General features: G+C 65.6%; 33 protein-coding genes and 1 other annotated feature. Of the genes, 10 read left to right on the top strand and 23 right to left on the bottom strand.

Features of this window, described 5'->3' with window-relative positions; all coding sequences use genetic code 11:
• Nucleotides 1-30: 30 nt before the first annotated feature.
• Both F8A10_RS08315 and F8A10_RS21085 read right to left on the bottom strand, forming a co-directional pair.
• Complete coding sequence (locus F8A10_RS08315; RefSeq protein ID WP_010399394.1) at nucleotides 31-348, bottom strand: ArsR/SmtB family transcription factor; 318 nt, start codon at nucleotides 346-348, stop codon at nucleotides 31-33.
• Nucleotides 349-431: 83 nt separating this feature from the next.
• On the bottom strand, nucleotides 432-578 hold the full coding sequence (locus F8A10_RS21085; protein ID WP_158004479.1) for a hypothetical protein: 147 nt from the start codon (nucleotides 576-578) through the stop codon (nucleotides 432-434).
• Nucleotides 579-767: 189 nt separating this feature from the next.
• Nucleotides 768-824: a sequence feature (sul1 is cis-regulatory element that is thought to sense ions involved in sulfur or methionine metabolism; They are found in Alphaproteobacteria), on the top strand.
• Between the two features lie 68 nt (nucleotides 825-892).
• Here F8A10_RS21085 and F8A10_RS08310 point away from each other — a divergent pair.
• The 3 genes from F8A10_RS08310 to F8A10_RS08300 are packed head-to-tail and all read left to right on the top strand — an operon-like array spanning nucleotide 893 to nucleotide 3605.
• A complete protein-coding gene (locus tag F8A10_RS08310; protein ID WP_010399398.1) occupies nucleotides 893-2383 on the top strand; it encodes a SulP family inorganic anion transporter in 1491 nt (496 codons plus the stop codon).
• A 14-nt stretch (nucleotides 2384-2397) separates the two neighbouring features.
• On the top strand, nucleotides 2398-3252 hold the full coding sequence (locus F8A10_RS08305) for a universal stress protein (RefSeq protein ID WP_152367106.1): 855 nt from the start codon (nucleotides 2398-2400) through the stop codon (nucleotides 3250-3252).
• Between the two features lie 5 nt (nucleotides 3253-3257).
• Entirely contained in the window at nucleotides 3258-3605 is a 348-nt protein-coding gene (locus F8A10_RS08300; RefSeq protein WP_010399400.1) for a TraR/DksA family transcriptional regulator, read from the top strand.
• Nucleotides 3606-3866: 261 nt separating this feature from the next.
• On the opposite strand, the gene F8A10_RS08290 is transcribed toward F8A10_RS08300, so the two are convergent.
• From F8A10_RS08290 to F8A10_RS08240, 11 genes are all read right to left on the bottom strand, one after another.
• Nucleotides 3867-4124, bottom strand: coding sequence for a hypothetical protein (locus F8A10_RS08290; RefSeq protein WP_010399402.1), 258 nt, complete (start codon nucleotides 4122-4124; stop codon nucleotides 3867-3869).
• A complete protein-coding gene (locus tag F8A10_RS08285) occupies nucleotides 4121-4795 on the bottom strand; it encodes a YcbK family protein (RefSeq protein ID WP_010399403.1) in 675 nt (224 codons plus the stop codon). Before F8A10_RS08285 ends, F8A10_RS08290 begins: the two co-directional genes overlap by 4 nt.
• Before the next feature lie 73 nt (nucleotides 4796-4868).
• On the bottom strand, nucleotides 4869-5144 hold the full coding sequence (locus F8A10_RS08280; protein ID WP_029372593.1) for a DUF6127 family protein: 276 nt from the start codon (nucleotides 5142-5144) through the stop codon (nucleotides 4869-4871).
• A 25-nt stretch (nucleotides 5145-5169) separates the two neighbouring features.
• Nucleotides 5170-5490, bottom strand: a complete 321-nt coding sequence (locus F8A10_RS08275; RefSeq protein ID WP_152367104.1) for a phage head closure protein — start codon at nucleotides 5488-5490, stop codon at nucleotides 5170-5172.
• A gap of 2 nt (nucleotides 5491-5492) precedes the next feature.
• On the bottom strand, nucleotides 5493-6071 hold the full coding sequence (locus tag F8A10_RS08270) for a head-tail connector protein (protein ID WP_227493364.1): 579 nt from the start codon (nucleotides 6069-6071) through the stop codon (nucleotides 5493-5495).
• Nucleotides 6072-6099: 28 nt separating this feature from the next.
• Nucleotides 6100-6540, bottom strand: a complete 441-nt coding sequence (locus F8A10_RS08265) for a hypothetical protein (RefSeq protein WP_152367102.1) — start codon at nucleotides 6538-6540, stop codon at nucleotides 6100-6102.
• A gap of 80 nt (nucleotides 6541-6620) precedes the next feature.
• Nucleotides 6621-7904 (bottom strand): phage major capsid protein, encoded by a 1284-nt coding sequence (locus tag F8A10_RS08260; RefSeq protein WP_152367101.1) that lies wholly within the window; start codon nucleotides 7902-7904, stop codon nucleotides 6621-6623.
• Nucleotides 7905-7914: 10 nt separating this feature from the next.
• The gene (locus F8A10_RS08255; protein ID WP_152367100.1) at nucleotides 7915-8778 is read right to left on the bottom strand and encodes a head maturation protease, ClpP-related; all 864 of its coding nucleotides are present in this window, start codon (nucleotides 8776-8778) and stop codon (nucleotides 7915-7917) included.
• Nucleotides 8765-10072 (bottom strand): phage portal protein, encoded by a 1308-nt coding sequence (locus tag F8A10_RS08250; protein WP_227493363.1) that lies wholly within the window; start codon nucleotides 10070-10072, stop codon nucleotides 8765-8767. Before F8A10_RS08250 ends, F8A10_RS08255 begins: the two co-directional genes overlap by 14 nt.
• A 27-nt stretch (nucleotides 10073-10099) precedes the next feature.
• Nucleotides 10100-11821: a terminase large subunit gene (locus F8A10_RS08245; RefSeq protein ID WP_193668107.1), complete on the bottom strand. Its 1722-nt coding sequence runs from the start codon at nucleotides 11819-11821 to the stop codon at nucleotides 10100-10102.
• Nucleotides 11822-11855: 34 nt separating this feature from the next.
• The gene (locus F8A10_RS08240; RefSeq protein WP_152367098.1) at nucleotides 11856-12326 is read right to left on the bottom strand and encodes a phage terminase small subunit P27 family; all 471 of its coding nucleotides are present in this window, start codon (nucleotides 12324-12326) and stop codon (nucleotides 11856-11858) included.
• 129 nt (nucleotides 12327-12455) lie between these two features.
• On the opposite strand from F8A10_RS08240, the gene F8A10_RS08235 reads away from it, so the two are divergent.
• A complete protein-coding gene (locus F8A10_RS08235) occupies nucleotides 12456-12680 on the top strand; it encodes a hypothetical protein (RefSeq protein ID WP_152367097.1) in 225 nt (74 codons plus the stop codon).
• 96 nt (nucleotides 12681-12776) lie between these two features.
• Entirely contained in the window at nucleotides 12777-13295 is a 519-nt protein-coding gene (locus tag F8A10_RS08230) for a DUF3489 domain-containing protein (RefSeq protein ID WP_152367096.1), read from the top strand.
• 11 nt (nucleotides 13296-13306) lie between these two features.
• On the opposite strand, the gene F8A10_RS08225 is transcribed toward F8A10_RS08230, so the two are convergent.
• The 7 genes from F8A10_RS08225 to F8A10_RS08195 all read right to left on the bottom strand — a co-directional run bounded on the left by F8A10_RS08225 (nucleotide 13307) and on the right by F8A10_RS08195 (nucleotide 18853).
• Nucleotides 13307-13564, bottom strand: a complete 258-nt coding sequence (locus F8A10_RS08225) for a DUF7220 family protein (protein WP_152367095.1) — start codon at nucleotides 13562-13564, stop codon at nucleotides 13307-13309.
• Nucleotides 13561-14865: a site-specific DNA-methyltransferase gene (locus tag F8A10_RS08220; protein WP_152367094.1), complete on the bottom strand. Its 1305-nt coding sequence runs from the start codon at nucleotides 14863-14865 to the stop codon at nucleotides 13561-13563. The genes F8A10_RS08225 and F8A10_RS08220 overlap by 4 nt, the downstream gene beginning before the upstream one ends.
• Nucleotides 14866-14997: 132 nt before the next feature.
• The gene (locus F8A10_RS08215) at nucleotides 14998-15342 is read right to left on the bottom strand and encodes an HNH endonuclease signature motif containing protein (RefSeq protein ID WP_152367093.1); all 345 of its coding nucleotides are present in this window, start codon (nucleotides 15340-15342) and stop codon (nucleotides 14998-15000) included.
• 142 nt (nucleotides 15343-15484) lie between these two features.
• Nucleotides 15485-15862 carry a DUF6362 family protein gene (locus F8A10_RS08210; protein ID WP_152367092.1) on the bottom strand — a complete coding sequence of 126 codons (378 nt, stop codon included), beginning with the start codon at nucleotides 15860-15862 and terminating at the stop codon, nucleotides 15485-15487.
• Nucleotides 15855-16079, bottom strand: coding sequence for a hypothetical protein (locus tag F8A10_RS08205; RefSeq protein WP_319805331.1), 225 nt, complete (start codon nucleotides 16077-16079; stop codon nucleotides 15855-15857). Before F8A10_RS08205 ends, F8A10_RS08210 begins: the two co-directional genes overlap by 8 nt.
• Nucleotides 16080-16430: 351 nt before the next feature.
• Nucleotides 16431-18656: an AAA family ATPase gene (locus F8A10_RS08200; RefSeq protein WP_152367091.1), complete on the bottom strand. Its 2226-nt coding sequence runs from the start codon at nucleotides 18654-18656 to the stop codon at nucleotides 16431-16433.
• Nucleotides 18653-18853 (bottom strand): hypothetical protein, encoded by a 201-nt coding sequence (locus tag F8A10_RS08195; RefSeq protein WP_152367090.1) that lies wholly within the window; start codon nucleotides 18851-18853, stop codon nucleotides 18653-18655. The genes F8A10_RS08200 and F8A10_RS08195 overlap by 4 nt, the downstream gene beginning before the upstream one ends.
• Nucleotides 18854-18976: 123 nt before the next feature.
• Between F8A10_RS08195 and F8A10_RS08190 the strand changes: the two genes are divergently transcribed.
• Both F8A10_RS08190 and F8A10_RS08185 read left to right on the top strand, forming a co-directional pair.
• The gene (locus tag F8A10_RS08190; RefSeq protein WP_018000085.1) at nucleotides 18977-19216 is read left to right on the top strand and encodes a FitA-like ribbon-helix-helix domain-containing protein; all 240 of its coding nucleotides are present in this window, start codon (nucleotides 18977-18979) and stop codon (nucleotides 19214-19216) included.
• Nucleotides 19213-19647: a type II toxin-antitoxin system VapC family toxin gene (locus F8A10_RS08185; protein ID WP_011748362.1), complete on the top strand. Its 435-nt coding sequence runs from the start codon at nucleotides 19213-19215 to the stop codon at nucleotides 19645-19647. Before F8A10_RS08190 ends, F8A10_RS08185 begins: the two co-directional genes overlap by 4 nt.
• On the opposite strand, the gene F8A10_RS08180 is transcribed toward F8A10_RS08185, so the two are convergent.
• From F8A10_RS08180 to F8A10_RS08170, 3 genes are all read right to left on the bottom strand, one after another.
• Nucleotides 19635-20351, bottom strand: coding sequence for an RNA polymerase sigma factor (locus tag F8A10_RS08180; RefSeq protein WP_062563252.1), 717 nt, complete (start codon nucleotides 20349-20351; stop codon nucleotides 19635-19637). The genes F8A10_RS08185 and F8A10_RS08180 overlap by 13 nt on opposite strands.
• 97 nt (nucleotides 20352-20448) lie before the next feature.
• Nucleotides 20449-20679 (bottom strand): hypothetical protein, encoded by a 231-nt coding sequence (locus tag F8A10_RS08175; protein ID WP_018000087.1) that lies wholly within the window; start codon nucleotides 20677-20679, stop codon nucleotides 20449-20451.
• Between the two features lie 93 nt (nucleotides 20680-20772).
• Entirely contained in the window at nucleotides 20773-22935 is a 2163-nt protein-coding gene (locus F8A10_RS08170) for a hypothetical protein (protein ID WP_152367089.1), read from the bottom strand.
• A 333-nt stretch (nucleotides 22936-23268) separates the two neighbouring features.
• On the opposite strand from F8A10_RS08170, the gene F8A10_RS08160 reads away from it, so the two are divergent.
• The 3 genes from F8A10_RS08160 to F8A10_RS08150 are packed head-to-tail and all read left to right on the top strand — an operon-like array spanning nucleotide 23269 to nucleotide 25423.
• Complete coding sequence (locus F8A10_RS08160) at nucleotides 23269-23724, top strand: DUF2924 domain-containing protein (RefSeq protein WP_152367088.1); 456 nt, start codon at nucleotides 23269-23271, stop codon at nucleotides 23722-23724.
• Nucleotides 23721-25046: a recombinase family protein gene (locus tag F8A10_RS08155; RefSeq protein WP_152367087.1), complete on the top strand. Its 1326-nt coding sequence runs from the start codon at nucleotides 23721-23723 to the stop codon at nucleotides 25044-25046. The genes F8A10_RS08160 and F8A10_RS08155 overlap by 4 nt, the downstream gene beginning before the upstream one ends.
• Nucleotides 25043-25423, top strand: coding sequence for a hypothetical protein (locus tag F8A10_RS08150; protein ID WP_152367086.1), 381 nt, complete (start codon nucleotides 25043-25045; stop codon nucleotides 25421-25423). Before F8A10_RS08155 ends, F8A10_RS08150 begins: the two co-directional genes overlap by 4 nt.
• The last annotated feature ends 33 nt before the right edge of the window (nucleotides 25424-25456 follow it).

Here is a 25456-nt window from a genome sequence, read left to right as displayed (position 1 = left end):
TTTCAGGGCAAGAAAAAGAGCACGCGCATCTCACGCCGCATCCTCTGAAGAGCGGACCGCAACACCGGCGCAGCATTCGGAGGTCAGGAATCCGACAACACGGTGCATCGCGGGAAAATCGACCCGGTTGAACACCTCGCGGCCCTGCTTGTCCTGCAGCACCAGCCCCGCATCGACCAGCGTCGAGAGGTGATGCGCCAAGGTCGACGGGGCGAGTCCGAGGTGCTCGCCGATATCGCTGACCCGCAGCCCGTCGTCCCCGGCCTTCACCAGCAAGCGAAAGATCGAAAGGCGGGCATCATGCCCAAGGGCGGCAAGGGCGCGGGCGTTCGGACTGGTCGTGGTCATGACGTAAAAATAACTACAATCCTAGTTTTGTAAATGATTCTTCTGGACGATCCAGGAGCCGCGCCCGGAATGGATGCCCTGCGTTACGCGTGGCCCCGAAGGCAGCTTGCGCCGCAGGGCTCGCGCTCGACCTGAATCGTGCTGTGCGCGATCCCGAACCCGTGCTCCAACCCCTCGGCAAGTTCGTGCAGCACCGCATCGGTGTCCTGCGCCTCCGTGACCACATGCACCGCGAGCGCCGTGCGGGTGGTCGATAGCGGCCAGATAATGCGCCTTGATCCATATCAACCTCCGTCACCCCCCACGCGCGCATGAGCAGTAAACACTGCTGGCCATCGCCAGGGCGTTGGCTGCGGCCTGTCAAACAGCCTTGCTTATTGCCATTTTCCGCTGCAACCCTTATGCGGCAGTGTAGCGAACCTGGACCTGGAAGCGATTCCGGGTGGCTCTTCCGGCCGCCGATCCGCCGGACAACCACAAGAAAACGGTGCACTTGCACGCCGATCTCGCGCAAGCCGCAGGACCGGTATCGGACAACATTTACATGATCTCACTCGACGTCTACCGCGCCCAGTGGCTGGGCAACATACGCGGCGACCTGCTCGCCGGGCTCGTCGTGGCACTGGCCCTCATTCCCGAGGCAATCGCCTTTTCCATCATCGCGGGGGTCGATCCCAAGGTCGGGCTCTACGCCTCCTTCTCGATCGCTGTCATCACCGCGATCACCGGCGGGCGGCCCGGCATGATTTCCGCTGCGACCGCCGCCACGGCGGTCCTGATGGTCACGCTGGTGCGCGACCACGGACTGCAATACCTGCTGGCCGCGACGGTGCTGGCCGGACTGATCCAGATCGGCGCCGGCGTCCTGAAACTCGGCTTCGTCATGCGCTGGGTGTCGAAATCGGTGATGACCGGCTTCGTCAACGCGCTCGCGATCCTGATCTTCATGGCCCAGCTGCCGGAACTCGACCCGCGGGACGTGACGTGGATCACCTACGCGCTCGTGGCCGCGGGGCTCGCCATCATCTACCTCTTTCCGCTTCTGACCACGGCCATTCCCTCGCCGCTCGTGACCATCGTCGTGCTCACGGGGCTGTCCGTCGCGCTCGGGCTCGACGTGCGGACGGTGGGCGACATGGGCGCGCTGCCCGACACGCTGCCGGTCTTCCTGATCCCGCAGATCCCGCTCAACCTCGAGACGCTGACGATCATTCTGCCCTATTCGGTGGCAGTGGCCGTCGTGGGCCTGCTCGAAAGCCTGATGACACAGAACATCGTCGATGACCTGACCGACACGAAGTCAAACCGGAACCAGGAATGCATCGGTCAGGGGCTGGCGAACACCGCCACCGGCTTCATAGGCGGGATGGCGGGCTGCGCGATGATCGGGCAGTCTATCATCAACGTGAAATCAGGCGGGCGCGGGCGCCTGTCTGCCGCCGCTGCCGGCGTCTTCCTGCTGATCATGGTCGTCGGGCTCGGCGACCTGGTCAGCATCATCCCGATGCCCGCGCTGGTCGCGATCATGATCATGGTGTCGATCGGGACATTCTCCTGGTCGTCGATCAAGGCGCTTCGGGTGCATCCGAAATCGTCGTCCATCGTCATGATCGCGACCGTTGTCACCGTGGTCTACACCCACAACCTCGCCATCGGGGTGCTGGTGGGCGTACTGCTGTCGGGCGTCTTCTTCGCCGGAAAGATCGCGCAGCTGTTCCGCGTGACCTCGGACATAAGCGCGGATGGGCGCGTGCGAACCTACCGCGTCGAGGGCCAGCTGTTCTACGGCTCCGTCGAGGATTTCATGGATGCCTTCGACTTCAAGGAGGCCCCCGAACGCGTGGTGATCGACGTGAGCCGTGCGCATATCTGGGATATCTCCTCGGTTCAGGCGCTCGACATGGCGATCCTGAAATTCCGTCGCGACGGCGCCGAGGTCGAGGTCGTGGGCATGAACGCGGCGACCGAGACCCTGGTCGACCGGCTTGCCATCCATGACAAGCCCGGCGCCATGGACAAGCTGATGAACCATTGAGGGAGGAAAGACCCATGACAGACAAGATCATCGCCCTCGTGGACGGCTCCATCTATTCCGAGAGCGTCTGCCACCACGTCGCCTGGATTGCGCAGCGGACGGCCGCACCGGTCGAGCTGATCCATGTGCTGGGGCGACGCGAGGCCCCGGAAAAGTCGGACCTGTCCGGTGCGATCCGGCTGGGCGCGCGGACGAAGCTGATGGAGGAACTGGCCGAGATCGACGCGCAACGCGCAAAGCTCGTCGGCCATCGGGGTCGCGCGATCCTCGAGGATGCTCGCGCCATCGTGGACCGGGATGGCGTGACCGAGATCACCACCCGACTGCGCCACGGTGACATCGTCGAAGCCATCGGCGAGATCGAGGGCGAAGCGCGAGTAATCGTCATCGGCAAGCGCGGCGAGGCGGCGGATTTCGCGAAGGGACACCTTGGCTCGAACCTGGAACGCATCGTGCGCGCGGCGCATCGACCCGTCTTCGTCGCCGCGCGTGCCTTCAAGCCGATCGAGTCCGTGCTCGTCGCCTATGACGGAGGGCGCTCGGCGATGAAGGCGGTCGATCACATCTCGCGCAGTTCCTTCTTCGCGGACCTGCCTGTCACCGTCGTGACCGTCGGAAACGAGACGCCGGAGGTCACAAAGGGCCTTGCAGACGCCAAGGCCTTGCTTGCCGCTGCCGGGATCGAGGCGCAGACGCGCATCGTGGCCGGGCAACCGGACGAGGAACTGGGCAAGATGGTCGAGAAGGATGGTTTCGGCATGCTTGTGATGGGTGCCTACGGCCACAGCCGCATCCGAAGCCTCGTGATCGGCTCCACCACGACCGAGATGATGCGGTCCTGCAAGGTTCCTGTCCTGCTCTTGCGGTGAGCGCAATGACGGACCCCACTCCGGAGGAGCTGAAGACAGCGTTTCTGCCGCGGCTCCGCGACGAACTGGATGCCTTGCGGTCCGCGTCCGCTCAGACGGCGGCGGACCGCAGACCTGTCGAGCTGGATCAGCAAAGCGTTGGTCGGCTCAGCCGCATGGACGCGATGCAGCAACAGGCCATGGCGGCAGCTCAGGAAACACGGCGACTTGGACGCGTCTGGGCTCTCGAGGCAGCCATCCGTCGAATTGATGCGGGGGAGTTCGGTTGGTGCCACGACTGCGGCGAGTTTATCGGCATGCGTCGGCTCGAACTTGAGCCTACCGTGATGCGGTGTCGAGACTGCGCAGGCTGACGAGGTAAGCGACGCGGCTGCCGCGAATGCACGCCGTGCTCTGTCGAGAGCCAGACAGACCTGGCTTCGGCTGTTCCGACCGGTCGCGCCAGGCCTTACGGCAGGTCACACGCCCGCACCTGGTCGCGCAGTACGACATAGTCGCTCATCATCTCCGCCAGCACCGAGCGTTCAGGCAGCAGCAAGAGCTCGTCGGCCGCACGCGCCTGGAGACCGCGACTGTACTCCACGGCCGGCGGACATGCAGACAAGCCGCCAGGTTCAGAACCGACCGTCGCGCAGCCGCTCAGCAAGCTCGTCGCGGTCGCGAGGGCGGCGGGCTGCCGCTTCCAGCATCTGGCGTTGGACATCATTGGCCTTCTCCGTGGTCTTAAGGCGTTCGGCGAGGCGTCCCGCTCGCTCTCCGGAGCGGCGCAGCGCCAACAGGAACAGGAGCACGGCGAGCGCGATGGCGCCGTAGTGCAGCGCCGCCCGCGTCCACGGGCTAGCGGCTAACCCGGTCAGAAGCGCGGCGATCACCGCCGCCCCCGGCGCCAGTCGTCGAGGCGGGCATAGATCGTGACCGCGTTGCCACCGAGTGCCACCGCGATGAACACCCAGCGGAGCGTATCGAGATACGGGACCAGCGGCAGGATCGCGGTCTGGGTCTCGGCCAGAACGCTCTGCGCAACCTCCACCCCGGCAGCGCCCAGCGTGGCTACGCCTGCCGCGCCACCACCCTTCATCGTGCGGCTGTCGGCCAGCACTTCGCGCGCGGGCGGCGTTTCGGCTGCAAATGCCGTCGCCCGCACCGGGAACCGCTCGCCCCACTGGCGCACGGGGCCGAGGTCGACGTGCATGAAGCCCGAGCGCGGATAGAAACCGAAGCCGAGGAACCCAACCTCGCGGGCTGCCGCCTCGAAGGCCACCGGGTCGTGGTTCGCCATGGCGATGTCGAAGGCGGCGCCATCGAGATGCTTCGACCGGGTGGCGCCGCCGACAGCGCGATTGTGCTCGGGGCTGCGATAGGCGGAGCGGACGATCAGCGGCTTGCCCAGCCGGTCGCGCAGCGCCTGCAGCCTGTCGAGCGCCATTTCGTTGATCAGCAGTTTGCCAGTACCCCGGCAGGCGATCTCGGCCGGGCTGAAATTCGGCCAACGCCAGCCGCTCTCCGGCACGTCGCGCCAATGGCGGTGGAATGTCGTGGTCATGGTGTCCTCCCAGAACAAAAAACCCGCCTCGACGGCGGGTCATTGCGGGCTGATGAATGGTGATGGGGCGCGGCTACGGGCTGCCGCCGAAGATCTTCAGCTTGATGGCGATGCCCGCGAGCAGCGCCAGCATGACGCCGGTGGTGATCATGCGGACGGCGGTCTGCATGGCGGTGCGGCGCACCAGCCGGATGCAGTCCACGAGGGAGCGCAGATCGCGGATGTCGAGGGCTGCCTCGTCGCCGTCGAGGCCGACATCGGCGAGCGCGCGTTTCGCCCCCTGCTCGGCGGCACGGGTCAGCATCGCCTTGAGTTCGGCGTTCGACCGGTCAGAACTGTGCGGTGTCATCGGCGCCTCCCGCATCCTACGCCTCTCACGCCTCGGCCAGCATCTCGAGATAGGCGCCGCCCTCACTGGGCCGAGGGTCTTCCTTCAGGTCGAAGATCACCGCATCGATGACGGCGCGCCATTCGGAGGTGATGGCGCGGGTCTCGGCGCTGGCACGGACCGTCAGGATGGCCGGCGACTTCGAGACCAGCCGTGCCTGCATGACGGCCTCGGAGCCGCGCAGGTAATGGACATGGCACCAGAGGGTGAAGCGATCCTCCCACCCTTGGATCAGCATCCCGTCCGGATCGCGGATGATCACAGCCTGCTGGAAGGTGACCCGGCGCCGCAGGCGTCCGGCAACCATTCTCACAGCCGGATCCTGCGATAGGGGGCGAGCAGCGCATCGACCGCCATGGGCAGCGCCGATGGACTTGCCCCGAGGCTGACCGCCTCGCGATGCTCATACCAATGCGCGATCAGCAGCAGCATGGCCTGACGGATTGCCGCAGGCACATCGGCGGGGGCGCCATAGCCGGCGGTGAAGGTGATGGCCGCGGGGCGGCCGAAGCCGGCCAAGGGTCGCAGCAACAGCCGCTGGTCCTGCAGCGCGATATGATAGTCGAGATCAACGCCCGCGGCATCGGTGAACACCGCGCTGTCGATCTCGCTGTCCGGAAACGGCAGCAGGATCGGGCCGGTGAGGGCATCGAGGTCCATCTGCCAGGATTGCGTGACTAGGCAACGACCGAGAATGCCGGCAGGCCCGTCGAGCCAGGCGGTGGCCGCATCGATATAATGCTGGATCAGCAGGTCCTCGTCCTCGTGATCGACCCGAAGCTGCGCCTTGGCCTCTTCCAGCGTGATCGGCGTGGTCGCGGGCGCGGTGATGCGGGTCAGCGTGAACATGGGCAAAACCCCCTGAGGCAGGGCACGGGCGGTCTTCATCGCCCGCGCAGTTATTGCAGCATCGGTCTCAGGCCTGATCGGCCTGCGGGTTGATCCGGCCGTGACCCTTGATCACCAGGCCGGCAATCGGCGTGCCGGTGGCATGGGTGCCTTCAAGCGCCGCCAGCAGCTTCAGGTAGCGTTTGGTTCCGACATAGCCGAAGCGGTAAACGGCGGCGGTGGCGTGGGCCTCGACCAGCGCCTTGACGATGCCGCCTTCGCCCACGGTCGGGACGCCCAGCAGGTCGGCTGCGGTCACCGCCTCATAGCTGCTGTCGTCATCGGAATGGGTCAGGATGAACTCGATCCTGTTGGTCGAGGTGAAGGTGATGCCGCCCACGCCAATGGCGAGAATGATCTCGGCACCGTCATGACCGCGCAGATCAATGGCCACGGGGGTGCTGTCGTCGGTGAGGGTGGCAGCATTGATGGCCGCGGCCACCGAGAGACTGGAATGCAGATCCTTCATCGGATCCTCCTGTGCAGGAATGTGGGTGGGAAGACGCGGGCTGAACCCTGCCGCGCGCGCGCCTTGGTTCAGCCGGGCGATCAGCTGGCCGCGATCTTCAGCAGCTTGATGGCATCAAAATTCTGCACCCCGCCACCGACGCGCTTGGTGGTATAGAAATGCACATAGGGCTTGTTGGTGAAGGGATCGCGCAGCACCCGGATGCCGAAGCGGTCGACGATCAGATAGCCGCGCCGGAAATCCCCGAAGGCGATCGGGAAAGCTCCGGCGGCGATATCGGGCATGTTGTCGTCATCGCTGATCGGATAGCCGAGCAGCGTTGCCGGCTGGCCAGCCTGGACCGGGGGTTGCCAGAGATAGAGCTCCTCGGTCTTCGACTTCAGCTTGCGGATCGCAGCCTGCAGCGAGCGGTTCATCAGGAAGCGGGCATTCTGCCGGTAGCCCTGCTTCAGCCCGTAGACGAGGTCGATCAGCGCATCGACGCCGTTGTGGCTGGCATCGGTCAATGCGGCCGCGACGCCCGAGGCGGTGTAGCCGATCTTGCCCCAGGCGTAAGAGGCATTGGCGACCGTGTCATAGGCCAGGATGCCGCGGGGCCTGTTCACCCCGTCGCCGGTGATGAAGGCGGCAGCCTCGGCCTCGGCGAAGGCGGTCGAGACCTCTTCGGCCAACCAGGCAGCGATATCGACCCTTGCATCGTCGAGCAGCGTCTGGGTCGCAGCCGGGTTGGCGTAGATCTCCATCGCCGGGAAAGCCAGTTCAGCGAGCCTCGGGGTGGCGGTCTCGGGGCGGGCCTGACGCTCGCCGACCCAGCCGGCCGCAGCGCCCCCCTGATTGACCAGCTTCTTGTAGCTGCCGGCCGAGATCGAGATGACACTGGCGATCGACCGCATGGCCGAGACCGAGCCCAGCACCCGGTCGATGGTCTGTTCCATCTGATCAGGCACGACATAGCCGCCATCGGGATCGCTGTCGGTGCGAAGCGCGGCCTTCACCTCCAGTTCCCGAAGCCCGGCCTCGACGCCGCGGCGGAAGAACTGGTTGAAGGCGCGGGCGTGCTCGCGGGTCTCGGGGCTGTCCGCCCGATCCGCGCTGCTTGCGCCGCCCAGCTTGGCTGCGGCTAGCATGGTGTTGGTCTCATCCAGCGCAGACTGCAGCTTGGTGATCTCGGTATTGATGCGCTCGAGTTTCTCGGCCTGCACGACATCGGCGAACTTCGCGTTGATGCCGTTGATCTCGGCTTGATGCTCGTCCTTGAAGGCGGCAAAGGCGCGGTTCAGATCGGCGAGGATGGCGTTGGCGTCGCCGGCCTCGGCGCGCACGCGAACGGCCCCGCGAATGCGGGGGGATTTCTGGATGCCCATGATGGTTTCCTTATGAGCGGATGGTGTCGATGAGCTGCCGGATGGCGCTCACGGGGATGCCAGCGTTCTGCGTGGCGGGTTCGGCAGCGTTGCGCGTGCCGGTAATCTGTTTCAGCATCGCGCGCCGCTCGCTGCGGGGGATGCCTTGCTGCGCCAGAGCCGCGTCGATGCGGCGCCGCGCCTGAATGTCGGGGCGGGCCTGCGCCATGGTGGGCGGCTCAGCTTCCACGCGTGGTCGGTTGCCTGTATCGGGCGCAATTCCGTCCGCCATCCCGGCGGCAATCGCCTCCTCGGTGCCCAGAAAGGTCTCGGCATCGAGCAGCGCGGCAATTTCCTCGCTGCTCCTGCCGCTGCGCGCGGCATAAATCTCGGTCAGGGCGGCGTCGAAGGTCTCAAAAAGCGTGGCGGCTTCGGCCATGTCGTGGCGATTGCCGATCACCACGCCCCAGGCATTGTGCAACATCAGGAAGCTGCCGGGTCTCATGTGGATCTCGTCCCCGGCCATGGCGATGATCGAGGCGGCGGATGCCGCAAGACCCAGCACCTCGACGGTAACCGCGGCCGGATGGGCGCGCAGCAGGTTGTAGATGGCAATGCCCTCGAACATGTCACCGCCGGGCGAGTTGATCTGCACGGTGACCGCATTCGGACCGATCCTGCTCAGCGCCGCCGCGATCCGGCGCAGGGTAACTCCGCCGCCAACGCCATCCTCGCCGATCACGTCGGAGATGGTGATGGTGCTGTCGCCCTTTGTCGGGGCTGCTGCCGCAGCCGGCATGGCAGCCCATCGGGCCAGCGCGTCCCACGGCGCATCGGCCTGGAACGCCGCCGGACGCGGAAAGACCGGCCCGGCCGGAAGATCACGCAGGCTCATCAGAAGCTCCTTCAGTCGCAGGAATGGCAGATACGTTATCCGCGTCGCCGACCGCTGCCGTCATGTTGGGCGGCGGATAATAGACATCGCCGCCATCGCGCGGGTTCTGATCTTCCAGCGCTCGGATCTCGTTGGGGCTCCACACCCCCCATTGCAGACCCTTCACATAGGCCTCCCAGCGGGCCCGGATGTCGCCCTTGACCAGGGCTGCGCGGTTGAACCGGGCATAGAGCAGATCATCCGCGCCGATCAGGTCGCGGTCGAGCGCTTCCTCCCACATGGTCAGGTGATCCTCGAGCGTATAGGCCACAAAGCCGATCGACTGCTGCTCGATGCCGGTGCCCCAGCTGGTGGACTTCTCGGTATCGCCGATCATATGCGGCGGCACCCCGAAGAACATGGCGATGTCGCTGCGGCTGAACTTGCGGCTCTCGATCCATTGCGCATCCTCGGCGGTCATCGCGATACGGGCGTAATCCATACCTTCCTCGAGAATGAGGTGCTTGCCTTCCTGGTCACCGCCGGCGCGGAACGCCTCGAGCCCGGCCTTGAGATTGGCCACCGCCTCGGGTCCGAGCTTCTGCGGGTGCCTGAGCACGCCCGAGACCCGGGCGCCATTGCGGAAGGTAGTGGCGCCGTGATCCTCCATCGCCAGCGCCAGTCCGATGGTCTCGCGGGCATAGGCGATTGGTGAGACACCTCGCACCCCGTCCAGCGTCAGCCCGACCAGATGCAGCACCTCGTCCTGCGCCAGCCGCAGACGCCTTCCATCGGGGCGGGTATAGAGAAAGCTCAGCGCCAGGTCCTCGCCCTGCACCACCTCGACCCGATCCGGATGCAGCGGGATCAGCGCCTGCACGGTGCCGCGCGAGCGCACGATCATGGCATAGGCATTGCCGCGCAAGAGCAGATGCGCCTGCAGCATCCGGCGGAACTGCGATGGCGTCTGCCAGCGATTGGGCCTTCGCCGCAGCAGCTGCCAGATCGGGGCATCCGAGGCATCCTCGCGGGTCCGGGCATCGATCCGGCGCTTGATATGCAAGGGCAGCGTTGCCACCGCGCCGGAAATGATGCGCACGCAGGCATAGACTGCCGCCACCCGCATGGCGCTGTCCGGCGTCACCGCCATGCCGGAGCCGCTGGCTGCGCCGGCCCGGAGCGCCGCATCCAGTTCGGCGGCAGAGGTGATGACCAGCCCGCCGCCGGCTTCATGGATGGCAGCGCGTGGCGACGGGGCGTGCGGAGGTGAGGCCGCAGGCGGGGCGCCTGCAAACCAGCGGGACCAGAAGGACATGGGCATTCTTTCCGTAAGACGGGTAGCCTACAGCACCAGGATGCTGCGGCTGTCATAGACCGAGCGGCCGGCATTGACGTCGCGCAGGAGCGCCCGGCCGAGGGCGTTGCAGATCGCGACAATGCCGTCGATGCGCTCCGAGGAGCGTTCCTTGTCCGGCTTGATATTGCCGGCCGGATCATGGCGCACGGCGACATTCGAGGCATTCCAGTGCAGCACCGGATGGCCGCCATGCCACAAGAGCCGCGACACCGAGAGGCGCTCCAGTTCCGCGGTCGGTGCCGCCATGCTCAAAAAGCCCTGCCCAAATTGCACGAGGTTCAGCCCCTCATCCTGCAGATGCTGGACGATCTCTCCGGCGAAGGTGCGGTCGTAAGAGAGCTCGCGCAGATCGTAGCGCCCCGCGAGTGCGATGATCTCCGCCTCGATGAAGGCGAAGTCGGTGGCATTGCCGGGCGTGGCAGTCAAAAACCCCTGGTCGCGCCATGTGGCATAGGGCACCCGGTCGCGCCGGGCGCGGCGCAGGATGTCCTCCTCAGGCACCCAGAAGCGGGGCAGCACGATCCATTTGTCTGCGAGGTCGCCGAGCGCGGGGTCCCCCGTCGGTGGGAACAGCAGCATGAAGGCCGAGAGGTCGTTGACCCGGGCGAGATCGAGCCCTCCATAGCATTCGCGGCCCAGCAGCTTCTGCTCCAGATCATCCAGCCCGGCGCGGATGTCTCGCCAATCAGCCCCGTCACCCGGCCCGCCCTCGGCCCAGACGCCCATGTCGAGCCAGCGGGTGACCTGTTCGGTCCATTCATTCAGCCGCAGCCGCCGGATGGCGTTCTGCTGCGCCGGCATCTCGCGGGCCTCGTCGATCTGGCGCTTCAGATCATCGCGCTTCACCGTCACGCCAAGACTCGGATTGGCCTTCACCCAGACCGCAGGATCAGTCCAGTCATCGCCCGCGTCGATGGTGGCGATATAGGCAAACCAGCTATCGGCCGTCTCATGCGGCACAGACCCTTCCAGCGCCTTGACCGAGAACTCGTGATGCTGGCGACAGACCGAATGGCGGTCATGGCCGGCGGTGGTGATCTCGACGATCAGCGGCTGGCGCCGGGCACCGGTGGCGGTGTTGAGCTTCTGGATGATCTCCGGCCCCGGATGTTCATGCACCTCGTCCACGGCGGCCAGATGCACGTTGAGCCCGTCCATCTTGCTGGCATCCGCCGAGAGCGGCCGGAACCACGACGCGGTGGGCAGCACCGCGAGGTTGTTCACGGTGCGCGTCACCCGCGCTGACAATGCAGGACTCGCCGCCACCATACGCTCGGCCTCGCCGAACACGATGCGCGCCTGATCGCGGGTGGTCGCCGCGGCATAGACATGCGCGCCGGCCTCACCATCGGCGATCAGCGCGTAGAGCGCGATGCCTGCGAGCAGCGCGGATTTGCCATTCTTGCGCGCCACCTCGACATAGGCAGTGCGGAACCTCCTGAGCCCATCAGCGCGTTTCCAGCCAAAGACGGATCCGACCACGAATTGCTGCCATGGCTGCAGCACAAAGGGCTGGCCGGCCCATTCCCCGGTCGAGTGCCGCAGATGGCTGAAAAACTCGATCGCGTGCAGCGCGGCGGCGCGGTCCCAGGAGAGACTGCGGGTCTTGCCGGCCTTCAGATCGCCCAGGTGGCGCTGGCAGGCCAGCCGGGTGAGATGTCCGGCGACAATCCTGCCATCAACCACCTTGCGAGCCCAGGCGGTCACCGGACAGCTCGGTGTCTTCCGCCCGGGGCCGGATTTACGCTGTGCTGCCACGGTTCAGAAAATCCTCGAACGGATCGCGGGTCTCGGCAGGCGCCGCCATGCGGATGCGGGTCCGGCTCGAGGGCGTCAGCCCGAACTCGCTCTCGATCTGGCCCAACTGCGCCAGGCATTTGTTTGCCACCGACAGAAACGGGTTCTGGATGATGTTGCCGCCCACCGTCTTGACCACCGGGCCGCGGCGCTTGACCTCCGCTTCAGCTTCGAGCCAGCGGCGCCAGATCACCACGTAGCGGGCGAGCGCCCCGGCATCGAGTTCGGTCATCACCCCGTGCCGGGCCAGCAGCTCGGCCAGTTCGGTGAACTTTGCGGCGGCCGCATCGTCGAGGTGATCGGGAGCCGGCGGCACCGCCACGACCGGCCGCGGCTCGGCGGGGTTCATCCGGTGCGGCCGCGCCGTGCCTTTCACCAGCTTCAGCTGCGTCGGGAGCGGTTTGCGGCCAGCCATGATTGACGTCCTTCCTGATGTGCCCTCCCCACAAAGCAATGATCTTGCGGCGATTTGCCTACACTTCGCAGCGCCGCGGAGCGATTCTGATGTCACAAGGACGATGCATCAGAGCCAGGGAGCCCCGAGATGACCCGCCGCACCACCGACAATTCCGAGGCCCTGAGCGCCTTCATCGGCAAGAAAGCCGAGATCGACGCGATGCTGGTCCGGCTCACCGCCCTCAGCGACGAGCACTTCAACGCCCACCCCGACGAGGTGACCTGGGGCCACGTCGGCACGCTCGAGCACTACGCCAGCCTCCTGGAGCGGATTACCGACAGCGCCTTCGGCGAGGGCGAACACGCAAACTAGCGTCGTCGGCACCACCCGAACTCCTGCCGCGCAGACGCGCGGCTCGGGGTCGTAGGAGGGTCGTGACGGTCGCGGCCCCGAACACGGAGACGACCCATGGCACAGATCCAGCTGTCCGACGCCCAAGCCTTCATCCTGTCCACAGCCTGCGCACGCGAGGACGGAGCCATCTTCCCCGTCACCGCAAGCCTCAAGGGCGGCGCCGTCGGCAACGTCTGCAAGAGCCTCCTGAAGCGGGGCCTGATCGAGGAAATCGCAGCCACCGATCTCAACACTGTCTGGCGACACGACGAGGAACGTGGCCCGATCACGCTGCGCGCCACGCCGTTGGCCTATAGCACCCTCGGCATCACGGATGAACAGAGTGGCACGCCGCCGGCCGAAACGCCGACCTCCGCGGTCCAGCGCCGGAAGGGCACCAAGCAGGAGACCGTGATCGAGATGCTCCGCGCCGAGGGCGGCGCGACCATCGACGAGATCGTCGCCGCCACGGGATGGCAGCCACACACGGTGCGTGGCGCCATGTCCGGGGCGCTGAAGAAGAAACTCGGGCTCCACGTCACTTCGGAGAAGGTAGAGAACCGAGGGCGCGTGTACAGCCTCAGCGAGGCTTGACCCGCCGACCCTCATGATCGCCGTTCCTGCGGAGCGGCGGTCGCTCCTGTGGCACTCAGCATCCTGATCCCCTCGAAAGCCCGCCGCAGGGCGAAGGATCGTGCGATGCTCACCACGGTGAAGATAGCGCCCATCTTCAGGTTCTGCGCGAGCGTCGTGTGCAACCCGAAGATGGGGAAGATGAGGATCTGGGTCACTACCGCGACCCCGTAGCCGACGACCACGTTGGCGATCGCCTCAACCAGCGACATGGCTCGGGTCTGCTTCATGCCGCGTCCTCCTGGCTCTCGTCGACGCCGCCCAGCCGCTCGACCCTCACCTCGGCGAAGGTCCGGCCATCGCCGTCGAGGATCGCATCCTTGCCGGTCTCGGCCTGCCAGCGCTCCAAGGCGACATCGACATAGGCTGCGCTGATCTCCATCGCGAAGACGCGGCGGCCGTTGGCCTCGCCCGCCATGATCTGCGAACCGGAGCCCGAGAACGGCTCGTAGCAGAGCCCGCCGCGGGCGACATGCTGGCGCATCGGGATCCCGAAGGCGTCGAGTGGTTTCGGCGTCGGGTGATCGGGCCGGTCGTCCCTGGCGAAGCTCGGCATCTCCCAGGTCGAGGGCAGCGTCTGATCTGCGACCTTCGGCGGGCGGTTCGGGCGGCGCCAGCCCATGAGGCAGGGCTCGTGCTTCCACAGGTAATGCGACCGGGTGAGAACACCGCGGTCCTTCACCCAGATGATCTGCTGGTGGACGAAGGCGCCGGCCTTCTCCCAGCAGGCCTCGAGCATCGCCTGCCTGCGCGAGGCGTGCCAGCAGTACCAGGCGGCATCCTCGGTGATGGCCTCGGCCACGGCGGCCCCGATGAAGCCATCGTAGAGCTCCGCGCCCTGAGAACTGTCGTCCCAGGTCGTGCCGTAAGAGGCGGACCAGTCCTTGTTGCGGGTCGGGTGGTTCGAACCGTCGTAGTCCACGAGGTATGGCGGGTCGGTCGCGAACAGGATCGCCCGCTCGCCGTTCATCAGGCGGCGGACATCGTCGTGGCTCGTGCTGTCACCGCAGAGCAGCCGATGGTCGCCGAGGATCCACAGATCGCCGGTGCGCGAGGCCGGGTTGCGCGGCGGCTCGGGGATAACGACAGGCAGGGTCGAGCCTTCCTCTTCCCCCTCGGTCCCGGCCAGCAATCGGTCCAGCTCACCATCCTCAAAGCCCAGGATACCGAGATCGACACCCGCGTCCTTCAGATCGCTCAGTTCCAGCGCCAGTAGGCTTTCGTCCCAACCGGCGTTGAGCGCGATGCGGTTGTCCGCCAGCACCAGCGCCCGCCGCTGGCTGTCACTGAGCCCGGTCAGGGTGATCGTCGGCACGGTATCCATGCCGAGCAGTCGCGCCGCCAGCACCCGCCCATGACCGGCGATCAGCGTGCCGTCCTCGGCGATCAGCACCGGGTTGGTGAAGCCGAACTCGCGGATCGAGCCCGCGATCTCGGCCACCTGCGCCTCGGAGTGAGTACGGGCATTCCGCGCGTAGGGCACCAGGCTGTCGAGCGGGCGGTATTCAACGGCAAGCTGACGATCGGACACGGACGATTTCCTTCAGGATATGGGCTGCACCCCCCCCCTCGCCATTTTGGCCATGGATGCAGAAAGCTTGGCGCGCGGTCCTGACGTCGAACCGCCCGGAGATTTGACCTCCCCCCGGGGTCAGGGGCGGGATCAGGGTTCCCGCCGACGATTGCCGAAGCCGCCATCCTCGGCGGCGGTCTTGCGACTGTGACAGCTGGCACAGAGCGCCTGCCAACCGTCCGGGTCCCAGAACCGCTCTGTGTCGCCGCAATGCGGAGTAATGTGATCGACGGTGTTGGCGGCGCTCACGCGACCCTGCCGCTGGCATTCCGCACAAAGCGGGTGGCAGGCGAGGAACATGCGCCGGGCACGCTGCCACCGAGCGGATTTGTAGAGCGCCCGGATGGCGGGGTCGCGTTGGCGATCAGTGTCGCGGTCACGCTCCGGCTTGTCGCGTCGTCCAGCCGGGCGATGGATGGGCGGGCGCACAGGCATGGGATGCCCTCGCAAGTCTGATGAAACGGAATGGAGATGATCGGTGGCGCTCATGGGCGCTCTTCTCCCGATCATGCCCTGCTTTTAGCATGGAGCTGTTGCAGGTGTCGAACACAAAAGTGTTGCAACACTTTGGACTCTTTCACGCATTCAGCCGCGACGCGATCTTGGTCAGCGCCAGCTGCCAGCGCCGCCACGCCGTGGTCCGGTCGCAGCCCATCTCCCCGGAGATGACCTTCCATGGCACCCGCGCCGCCCGCGACCAGATCAGCTTGCGTTCGGCCTCGTTGATCCACAGCGCCCAGTCGAAGGTCCGTTCCAGCGCCGAGATCGCCTGCGCCGAGGGCACCACCCGCATCGGCTCCGGCTCCATCGCCGCGATCTCGCGGGCGCTGCGCAGGATCTGCGGCCAGTGGCTGCCGTGACCGCGCGGGGCAGCGGAGGGGAGCCTGCGCAGGGTCCGGAACGCCTCCTCGAAGTGATCGGCAACATCGTCGGCTGTCCAGTTGCGCTCAACCATCGCCGTGCCCTCCCTCACTAGCGCAGGGGCCGTAGAGCTTGCGTCCCAGTTGCGCGATCATCTCGCGCTCCGGCCAGGTCAGCCGCGGGTCGTCCACGCTGACCGCCAGCAGACCCATCTCCTGCCAGCCATCACGCTTGACCTCATCGGGGCTGCGCCGCGTGCCGCCGTAGCCGGGGGGCGTGTAACGCATCGTCGTCAGTTTCATTCGGGCCATCGTCATCTCCTGTCGTTCTGGCCGCAGTGGTCGGGTGAGGCAGAGACGAAAGAGAACGGCGGACCGCGGGCACGGACGTCACGGATGGGGGGCTCGGCCCCGAGGCCGGCCCTCCCATACGTAGTATGGGGGGTCCCGTTGTTCGTCCTCAAAAGCAAGTAAGTCTCTGTAGTAAAACGGGAAAAGAGGACGAACAGAGGTCGAACAAGAGGACGAACATGTTCGTCCTCGTCCTGTAGTAAGTCATTGATTTTGTTTGATTGAGGACGAACAATGGAGGAGGACGAACATGTTTGTCCTGAGGTCGAACAAGAAATCCGGCAGGACGAACAAACGTGTTGGAGGACGATTTCACGCATGATCGTCCTCCGGATCGGGCCAGTTGCAGGGGTCATCCAGCTCCATGCAGAGGCCGTTGGCGGGCGACTTGTAGTGGCTGGGAACGACCGGTTTGCCGGTCGACAGCATCTCGCCGGACTCCGGATCGACCTGCGCCTCGCTGCCGAACACCATGCCGTGGACGCAGAGATATCCGAACCTCGAGCGAACGACCTCGTGGCCGAATTCGGTGCCATCGCGCAGGAAGCGGATATAGCCCTTGGTGCTCAGCACATTGATCCGGTCACGAATCGTCGACTGGCTGCCAAGGCCGAACTGGTTCTCGAATGCCTCGCGGAACTGCGTCGAGGTATAGAGCCGCCCCTCGGCGGCCTCGGCGAGCAGGATCGAGAGGATGACGTCGCGCTTGCGATCGCGCTCGGCGTCGTGCTTTGCGCCGATTTCCTGGCCGACGACGCGTTCGAAGAGCCGGCTGACCTCAACCCATGTGCCCCCGATCTTGTCGACCAGCTTCGGCTCGAGCGCCGGTCCGTTGCGCAGTTCGATCTCGAGGCGACGGGCGGTGCTGTCCTCGCCCGGGCGGTGCAGGATCAGGCCCGTGGTGTAGTAACCCCGGAGCGCGCTGGCGCCGGAGAGGGCCAGGAAGGGATCGTCCTTCACCTGCTGCTTGGACAGCTTCTTCGTGTGGTGGACGAGGATGACGCCGGCATCGGGATTGACCGCCGCCTGCAGCGCTTCGACGCGTTCCTTGAGGAAGAACATCATCGCGCTGTTGTCGTTCTCGCCGCCGCTGTCGGGACCGCCGTCGAAGACATTGCGGATCGGGTCGATGCACAGGACGTCGGGCGGGCTGTCGCGGAAGGCGGAGCGGACCGCCTCAGCCACACGGGCCACGCCACCCCCATCGAGCAGCAGCTTCAGCCGCGGCGTTGCGACGAAGCCTTCGCGGGCGGAGTCGAGCACCTCGGGCGGCAAACCGATCTGGTGAAGGCGCTCCCGCAGGTAGTGATACTGAAGTTCCGCCTGCAGGTAGAATACCCGCAGCGGCCGCGGCGGCGTGAAGCCGAGGAACGGCACGCCTGCCGCCATGTGCACGAGCCAGGAGATCAGGAAGTCGCTCTTGCCGACCTTGGGCGCGCCGCCAAGGACCAGCAGGCCGCCCGGTGTGAGCACGCGCGGCGCGATGATGTCGTCGGGCAGCGCGCTGCGGTCATCGAGCAGCTGGCCGAGGCTGAAGCAGTCCAGCGGGCCTGTCGGCGCCACCTGCCGCGGCGGCTGCGCAGGTCCGTTGCGTTCGAGATGTCGCTGCCACAGGCGACGTGTCTCGGCCTTGAGCCGATCCTCGGGCCATGGCGGGCGCAGCATCGCGGCGTTATAGCTGCAGATCGCCTCCCAGGCCTCATCGAGCGTCATGCGCCCCTCATGGGCCTGGCGCAGGTAATGGCCGATCGCGGCACTGGCGCCCTGGAACCGTGTCCAGTCATCCGCCGCGCCTTCCCGCACCGGCGTGGTGAGCACGGCATCGACGGAGGGTTTTGCATCAGAATTGAAGTCGAGGGGCTTGCCCGATGACGACGGCTCTGCCAAGGCCGGCATGGCGATCGCCCGAGTCTCGAACTCGGCCAGATCGACCTCGATCGCCTGATGATCGATGATCCTGACCTGCGATCTCAGGCCGTGCTTGCCATGGATGGTGCCCGGAACCCGCACCGGCTGGTGCGCCGAACCGAAGCTGCCGTCACCACCGACCTTGCGGGCGATCTCGGCGCGCAGGCGGCAAAGACGGGCGATATCCGCACCATGCGCGGGCTCGCTCAGCTTCCACCACAGATGCAGCTTCTTCTGACCGCCCTCGGTGATGCCACCGCTTTCCACCGTGAGCGTGGCGGGACCGAGATGGCGGATGAGGTGATCGCGCTTGGCGACAATATCGCCCTGATCAAGATCGACCACGAGGGCCTGCATCTGCAGCACATGCCCGGCGCGGGCTTCGCCACGCTGCGCCACGGTGCCGGGGATGACATAGATGGCGCGGCTGATCTGGGCGGCAGCTTCGGCGCAGGCGGCAACGGTCGCGGGCGCACCCGCATCGGCAGGCAACCAGCGCAGATCACTCGGCGGGGGCGGCGTCACGCCCTTCTCGGGCAGGCCGCGCAAGGGGATCAGCCCGTCGCACCAGGAGAAGACGACATCGAGAAAGAGCGCGATCTGCGCCGGATCGACCGCCGGCACGCTCATTGTAGCCGCCCGTCGCCGGGCTCCAGATCGGCGGGCTGGATATAGACCGCGAAGAGGTCCTCGCCATCCTCATGCTGGCCGGCTGCTTCGAAGAAGTAATACCGGTCTGGCATCACCAGCTCGGTCAGCTCCCAGCGGCGATAATAGCCGGGAAGGCGCTTCAGGAGATCAGGCGGCGGAATGGGCGGCAGGGTCATCGATCGGGCTCGTGAACAGGGGCTTCACCTGTTCAAAAGCCACCCCCGCACGCCGATCGGGACATTGAAGCCGCGATTAAATGTGATATCTATAATTAAAATTGATATCGAGCGAGCTTCATCATGGCCCAGATCGTCGTGCGTCAGATCCCGGAAGAGGTGCATCGCGCGCTGAAGGCGCAGGCCGCCGCGCATGGTCGCAGCGCCGAGGCTGAGTTGCGCGAGATCATTGCCCGCGCGGTGCTGCCGCAGTCGCGCCCGCGCGCGGGTGATCTGATGCGCAGTATCTGGTCCGGCGCCGAGACGGACGACCTTTCGGTCGAACGCGACCGGACGCCCGCGGAGCCGGCCGGTTTCGAATGATCATCCTCGACACCAATGTCGTCTCGGAGACGATGAAGCCGGCGCCAGAGCCGCGGGTGATCGACTGGCTCAACCGGCAAGAGTTGACCACCCTGCACCTGACCACCATCAGCCTGGCCGAGTTGCGGTTCGGCATTGCATGCCTGGACGCTGGGCGGCGTCGGGACGATCTTGACGCGCGGCTCGAGCAGATGCTGGCCGAGGTATTTCCGGCACGTATCCTGTCGTTCGACGAGGCCGCTGCCAGTGCCTTCGGAGTATTGATGGCAACGGCGCGCCGGCAGGGACAGGCCGTGAGTTTTGCCGATGGCGCGATTGCTGCCATTGCCGCGGCACAGGGCTATCCCGTCGCTAGCCGCGACACCGCGCCCTTCGCCGCCATGGGCGTGGAGGTGGTGGATCCGTGGCACGAGGCGGCTCAAGGCCGGTAATGGCCTCGCAGGCGCGCAGCGGCGCGTTGATAACGTTTCCGCGCCGCCCCATCGGACAGGCGGAGCGCGCTTGCCATCTCGATCTGATTCAAGCCGTCCACCGCGACGCCAAGGACCAGATCGGCATCTGACCCGATTACCGCCGACAGATCAGCCCGCAATTCCGCCCGCATCCGGGCCCGTTCCGCCCATGACGGCGGCGCGGCAATCCAGTCGGGTTCTACCTCCGCGCAAGATTGCTGACGGTCGATCTCGCGTCGATGGGCGCGCAACAGATCGCGTTCGGTGTTCATCAGCACGGTGGCGGCGATATTGGTGACGCGACCGAGATCAAGGGTCCGGATGATTTCCGTGCTGCGGGCCAGGAGGTCGGAGCTGATCTCGTCAGCAGTGCCGACACGACGACGCAGGCAGCGGTTGCGGATCGCATCGAGCCCCGGCCACAGGGAAAGCAGCATGACGTGCAGGGCCAATCCCGCGGGACGATCGCGGCCTTGTGACCTGCGCACGAGGGCGGCGAGAATGGCGTTTCGCCCATCGAAATCGAGATGCCCATGATGCAGGGCGCCGAGCAGCCCGACGATATCGGCGTAAGGCCGAAGCGACGGTTCGGCCGACCGGACGGCACGATAATCGCGTTGAGATTGCAGGGTCGACGACGAACGGGCGAGATCCTCGCGGATCGCGAACCAGGAGAAAGACACGGGACGCCAGCCTTCCGGCCGGGCGTCCAGCGCCTCTCTCGGGCCTCAGGGCGTCGTGCGCCTCTGATGATCGGGAAATTCAGGGGAACGGCGCGGCTTAACGCGCCGGTCCCTTCGTCTGGCTCATGGTCCCGCAGCGCCGGCAGGTCGCCGTGGCGGGATAGCTGAACAGATATTCGTGACCGCGCGCGAAGCTCACATGCATCAGGCCGTCGCGGTGGATGCCAAGCAGTGCGCCGCAGCAGCAACGCCAGTCGTTAGATGAGATGCGGGGCGTGCGGTCCTGCGCGCAGCGCACCGCCGCGAGATGAGAGTTGTGGGTCGGCATTTGAAATGCTCCGTCGTTGAAGGAGCAACTCAAATGAAACAGCGAATCGCAGTTAGTCAGAGCCCCTGAACGCAGTTGGAGCGCAGTTGGCGGTCAGACCGCGATCTCCCATTGTCCGCGCTTCGGAGAGCGCATGAAGCCAGCCTTCAGCTTGTCCCACAATGGCTGGCCAAAAATGCTGCTGAGGGATTGCCCCCCGAACCCTGCGATCATGTCCTCGGTCTTCATGGGCGTCGGATATGCCTGTACCAGTCGATCGATGACCGTGACGCGATTTTCCCCCACAATGTCGATCGTGCCTCGGCCTGGTACGCTCAGCACCCCGGCGCCGGTGCCCGACTTGTGGAACTCGACAGCCGCCCCACCTTGGGCCAACGACCGGTTCCGACGAAATGCTGCCGTCAGGCTTGTCAGATCGACAGCAAATTCGGCTCCCTCCGGCAGGATATGGTCGGCGAGTCTGGCGAGCACATTTGCCGCCAGGCAGACGCCGGCCACGTCGCCCGCCTGCAGGACGAGCCCGATCCCCTGTTTGTCACGCGCGCGAAGCTCGGTGTCGATGGCGGCGCGGACCCGTTCGTCCTCGAGTCGGCGCGCGAGATAGAGCGGCACATCACGCCCGTCGATTTCGAATGCGCCGAGCGCGATGAGGTCGGGCCGGATGTTCTCCATCGCTGTGATGTCCAGCGCCTTGCCAAGCTGCTCGCGCAGGTGGCTGGCGACCCATCCGTCTCGAATCCGATAGACACGGTAACGCTCAGGCAGCGCGGCCGACGATGACTGGCCGTCGCTCGAGTATAGCTCGAGTCCCTCAGGACGCTCCACGACCTTTGCCACATGTTCCGCAAAATCGTCTTCATCGTCGATCAGGTCGTCACCCTCCCAACCTGAGGGGACCAGGAACCCGAGATCGAGCAGGGTTTTGACGTCTACCCCCCGCTCGTGAAGCCAGGCACCGTTTATCCGGTCAGATGCCAGGTTCCACAAAGCCAGCAATGCAGGCAGCACCGCCGTGCTCTCTCTGGGCGTCGGTGCGCGACCATCACGCAATATGCCCCAATGGCGGAGCAAGCGGTGACCGAGGACGCGCTCGAACGGATCATCCAGGCTCAGCAGGCTCGTGGTGTTTCGATCCGTCAGGGTAAAGTCCAGCGTGCGCTCGCCGTCCACGCCCGCCCGCCGGTATTGAACAGCAATTTCCACGAACCGCATCGCGAGAGCATTGCGAAATATCCTCTCGAGTCCCGGCTGATCGCTGATCAGCTGGCCGATGTCCTCATCCAGGGACGTCGAGACCGACAGCCTGTTGGCGAGATTTCCGATACTGATGTCCACGCGGATCACGCGAGCTCGCAGGATGCTTGCATCGTCGAACTCGGGGAGTTCCAGATCGAACCCGTTAAAGAACCGCGCGATGTCGTAGGCCTGAAAATCGACAGGTTGTTGCGAGGGCTCCTGTTCGAGGACCGTCCTGATGAAGCTCTCGGCCGCATCGTGGCGAAGCTTTCGGGTCCCAGCACGGACATGCACGCGCCCGGTACTCGGGGTGTGCACGATCATGATTTCCCCTGGTGGGCGGAAATACATTGTCGTGCGCTGCCCGTCGTCGTGAAGTTCCCGCACACTGGTAGGAGCTTCCGGGTGAACCACAAGGTACATGACCTCGGCGGGCTCATCGCCGTCCTGGGGAATGGCGAACCGGTCTACTTCATATCCGTCGCCCCGATCGAGTCTATCCCGCAGATCGTCCAGCAGGGTGTCCAGCGCCGATGAGGCGACATCAGCCACGCCGTCTTGCACAGGCGCGACCATGAACGTCTGGTAGTGGCGGTCATAGCGGCGGTAGAGCCGCAAATGCAGGGTGTTCTCTGCAGCCTCGAACAGCATCGGCTCGTTGAGATAGGTCCAAAAGCTGCGTGCCAGCGAGTCGCGCTGCCCATCGAATTGCCGTTTCCGGTCGGGCGGCATTTTGGTGCGGACAAGTCCGTCCAGCGCGAACTGGCCGCGATCTGACGACATGTTGACGATACGAGCTGCCTCGGTTTCGAGGGGTGACAGCTTCTCCTTCCGCTGTTCGCGCAACATGGCTGCCGCAGGCACATCTCCATCGGCGCCATCGGGTTCGAAATGGTAATCTGCCAACCATGTCAGCTTGTCGAAGACACGCATTCGCAGGAATGCGGCAATCATCGAGGGCTCGGCATCGTCGAACAGCCGCGACAGGTTGGGACAGGATTTGGCCGGCGCACGAACCACGTGTACCTCCGTGATCAAGGTTTCGTGAAGGCTAACCTCACATGGCCCCCCGACGCAAAGAATCTTCGATCGCTGTCCCGATTTGCTTCCTGAACCGGCTTTTCATCGTCGAGAACCCTGCGAGTTACCGATGATGAAACGTCCCAACCCTCTGTCACCCTTCCTGATGACTGCCGCCGAGCGCCGCGCCGAACTGTGCGGCCTGCTGGCGCTCGGGCTGGGTCGGCTGCGCACGCGGGAGACAGTAGAAGAATCTGACGACACTGGAGAAAGTTGCCTACACTATCCGTCCGACCAATGCCGTCATGCAACTCCAACGCAACGGAGACCCGCATGACGACCCACGATCCCATCCCCGCGCGCTTGGCCGCGCTCAAGACCACACCGACGCCCGACTTGAAGCAACAGTGGCGCGACCTGTTCGACAGCGAGCCGCCGCCGTTCAACCGCCGCTACCTTGAATCCCGCCTGGCCTACCGCATTCAGGAACTCGCCTATGGCGGGCTGAAGCCCGAGACGATCCGGCGGCTGGAACGGCTCGGCGAGGAACTGGACGGCGGCGACAAGAAGAAGCGCGGCATCCGCGCCGATCGCGGCCGCCCGATCACCGGCACGCGGCTGCTGCGCGAGTGGCAGGGCGTCGAGCAGGTCGTCACCGTCACCTCCGAAGGCTTCGAATGGCAGGGGCGGCCCTACAAGTCGTTGTCCGCCATCGCGCGTACGATCACCGGCACGCGCTGGAACGGCTGGGTGTTCTTCGGCCTCAAGAACCACAGGGGGCGGAGATGACCAAGCCGCCCGAAAAAACGAAGGTCGTCCGCAAGCTGCGGTGCGCGGTCTACACCCGGAAATCCTCAGAGGAAGGGCTGGAGCAGGAGTTCAACTCGCTCCACGCCCAGCGCGAGGCCTGCGAGGCGTACATCGCCAGCCAGCGGTCCGAGGGCTGGGTGCTGGTCCGCGATCACTATGACGATGGCGGCATCTCGGGCGGCACGCTTGAACGGCCCGGCCTGAAGCGGCTGCTGGCGGACATCGAGGACGGGCTGGTCGACGTGGTGGTGGTCTACAAGATCGACCGCCTCAGCCGCTCGCTCGCCGACTTCGCCAAGCTGGTCGAGGTGTTCGACCGCAACGGCGTGACCTTCGTCTCGGTCACACAGTCGTTCAACACCACCACCTCAATGGGGCGGCTGACGCTGAACATTCTGCTGTCGTTCGCCCAGTTCGAGCGCGAGGTGACCGCGGAACGCATCCGCGACAAGGTCGCAGCGAGCCGGAAGAAAGGCATGTGGATGGGCGGCGTCCCGCCATATGGCTACCGGGTCGAGAGCCGGAAACTGGTCATCGACGACGAGCATGCCGAGCAAGTTCGCTGGATCTTCGCCCGCTTCCTCGAGATCGGCTCGGGGACCGAACTCGCGCGGGAGGTCGCGAAACGCGGCATCCGCACGTCGCGCGGCAACCGGCTCGACAAGAAATACATTTACCGGATGCTCAGCAACCGCGCCTACATCGGCGAAGCGGTACATAAAGGCGAGAGCTATCCGGGCGAGCACGAAGCGATCATCGACCGCGAGAACTGGGACCGCGTTCACGCCATCCTGCAGGAAAGCCCCCGCAAGCGCGCCGCGCGCACCCGCGCCCAGACGCCGGCGCTGCTGAAGGGGCTGCTGTTCGGGCCCGATGGCGCCGCGTTCTCGCCGACGCATACCCGCAAGGGCGACAGGCTATACCGCTACTATGTCAGCCAGACGGTGCTGAAGCACGGCGCGGGATCGTGCCCGGTTGGCCGGGTGCCAGCAGGCGAGATCGAAGCGGCCGTCATAGACCAGCTCCGCGCCGTGTTCCGCCAGCCAGAGATCGTTGCGGGGACATGGAAGGCGGCGCGTGCCCACGACGGCGACATCACCGAGGCTGACGCCCTCGTGGCCCTGCAGCAGCTCGACCCGCTGTGGGACGAACTGTTCCCCGCCGAGCAGTCGCGCGTCGTGGCGCTGCTGGTTGAACGGGTCGACATCAGTACGGGCAGCCTGAACGTTCGGCTACGTGTTGACGGCCTTAGCGGCCTCGCCCGCGAGATGCTGGCTGGCGGCATCGAGGCGGCCGCATGACCAGCAGGACGCAGATCCCGGACACCGTGACGCTCTACGTGCCGTTCCGGGTCGTGAAGCGTGGCGGGAAGAAGGAGATGCAGTTGCCCGAGGGCGCCACGCAATCGCAGCGGACTGACAGCACCCTCGTCAAGGCGCTGGCCCGCGCGTTCCGCTGGAAGCGGATGCTCGAGTCGGGCGAGTTCGTCACCATCGCCGAACTTGCCGAGCGAGAGGGCATCGCGCCCTCCTACATGACCCGCGTCCTGCGGCTCACGCTGCTCGCGCCCGACATCGTGGATACAATTCTGGAAGGGCGGCAAGGGCCGGACGTGATCTTGGCCCGGCTGATGGACGGGTTCCCGGAGGAGTGGGAGCGGCAGAAGAAGTCTTTCTGACATTCTCGACACTTCCCGTCCAATCCTCGTCTT

The organism is Paracoccus kondratievae (assembly GCF_009301415.1).
In the GTDB taxonomy this organism is placed as follows: Bacteria; Pseudomonadota; Alphaproteobacteria; order Rhodobacterales; family Rhodobacteraceae; genus Paracoccus; species Paracoccus kondratievae.
This window is presented reverse-complemented; position numbering and strand designations above follow the sequence as displayed.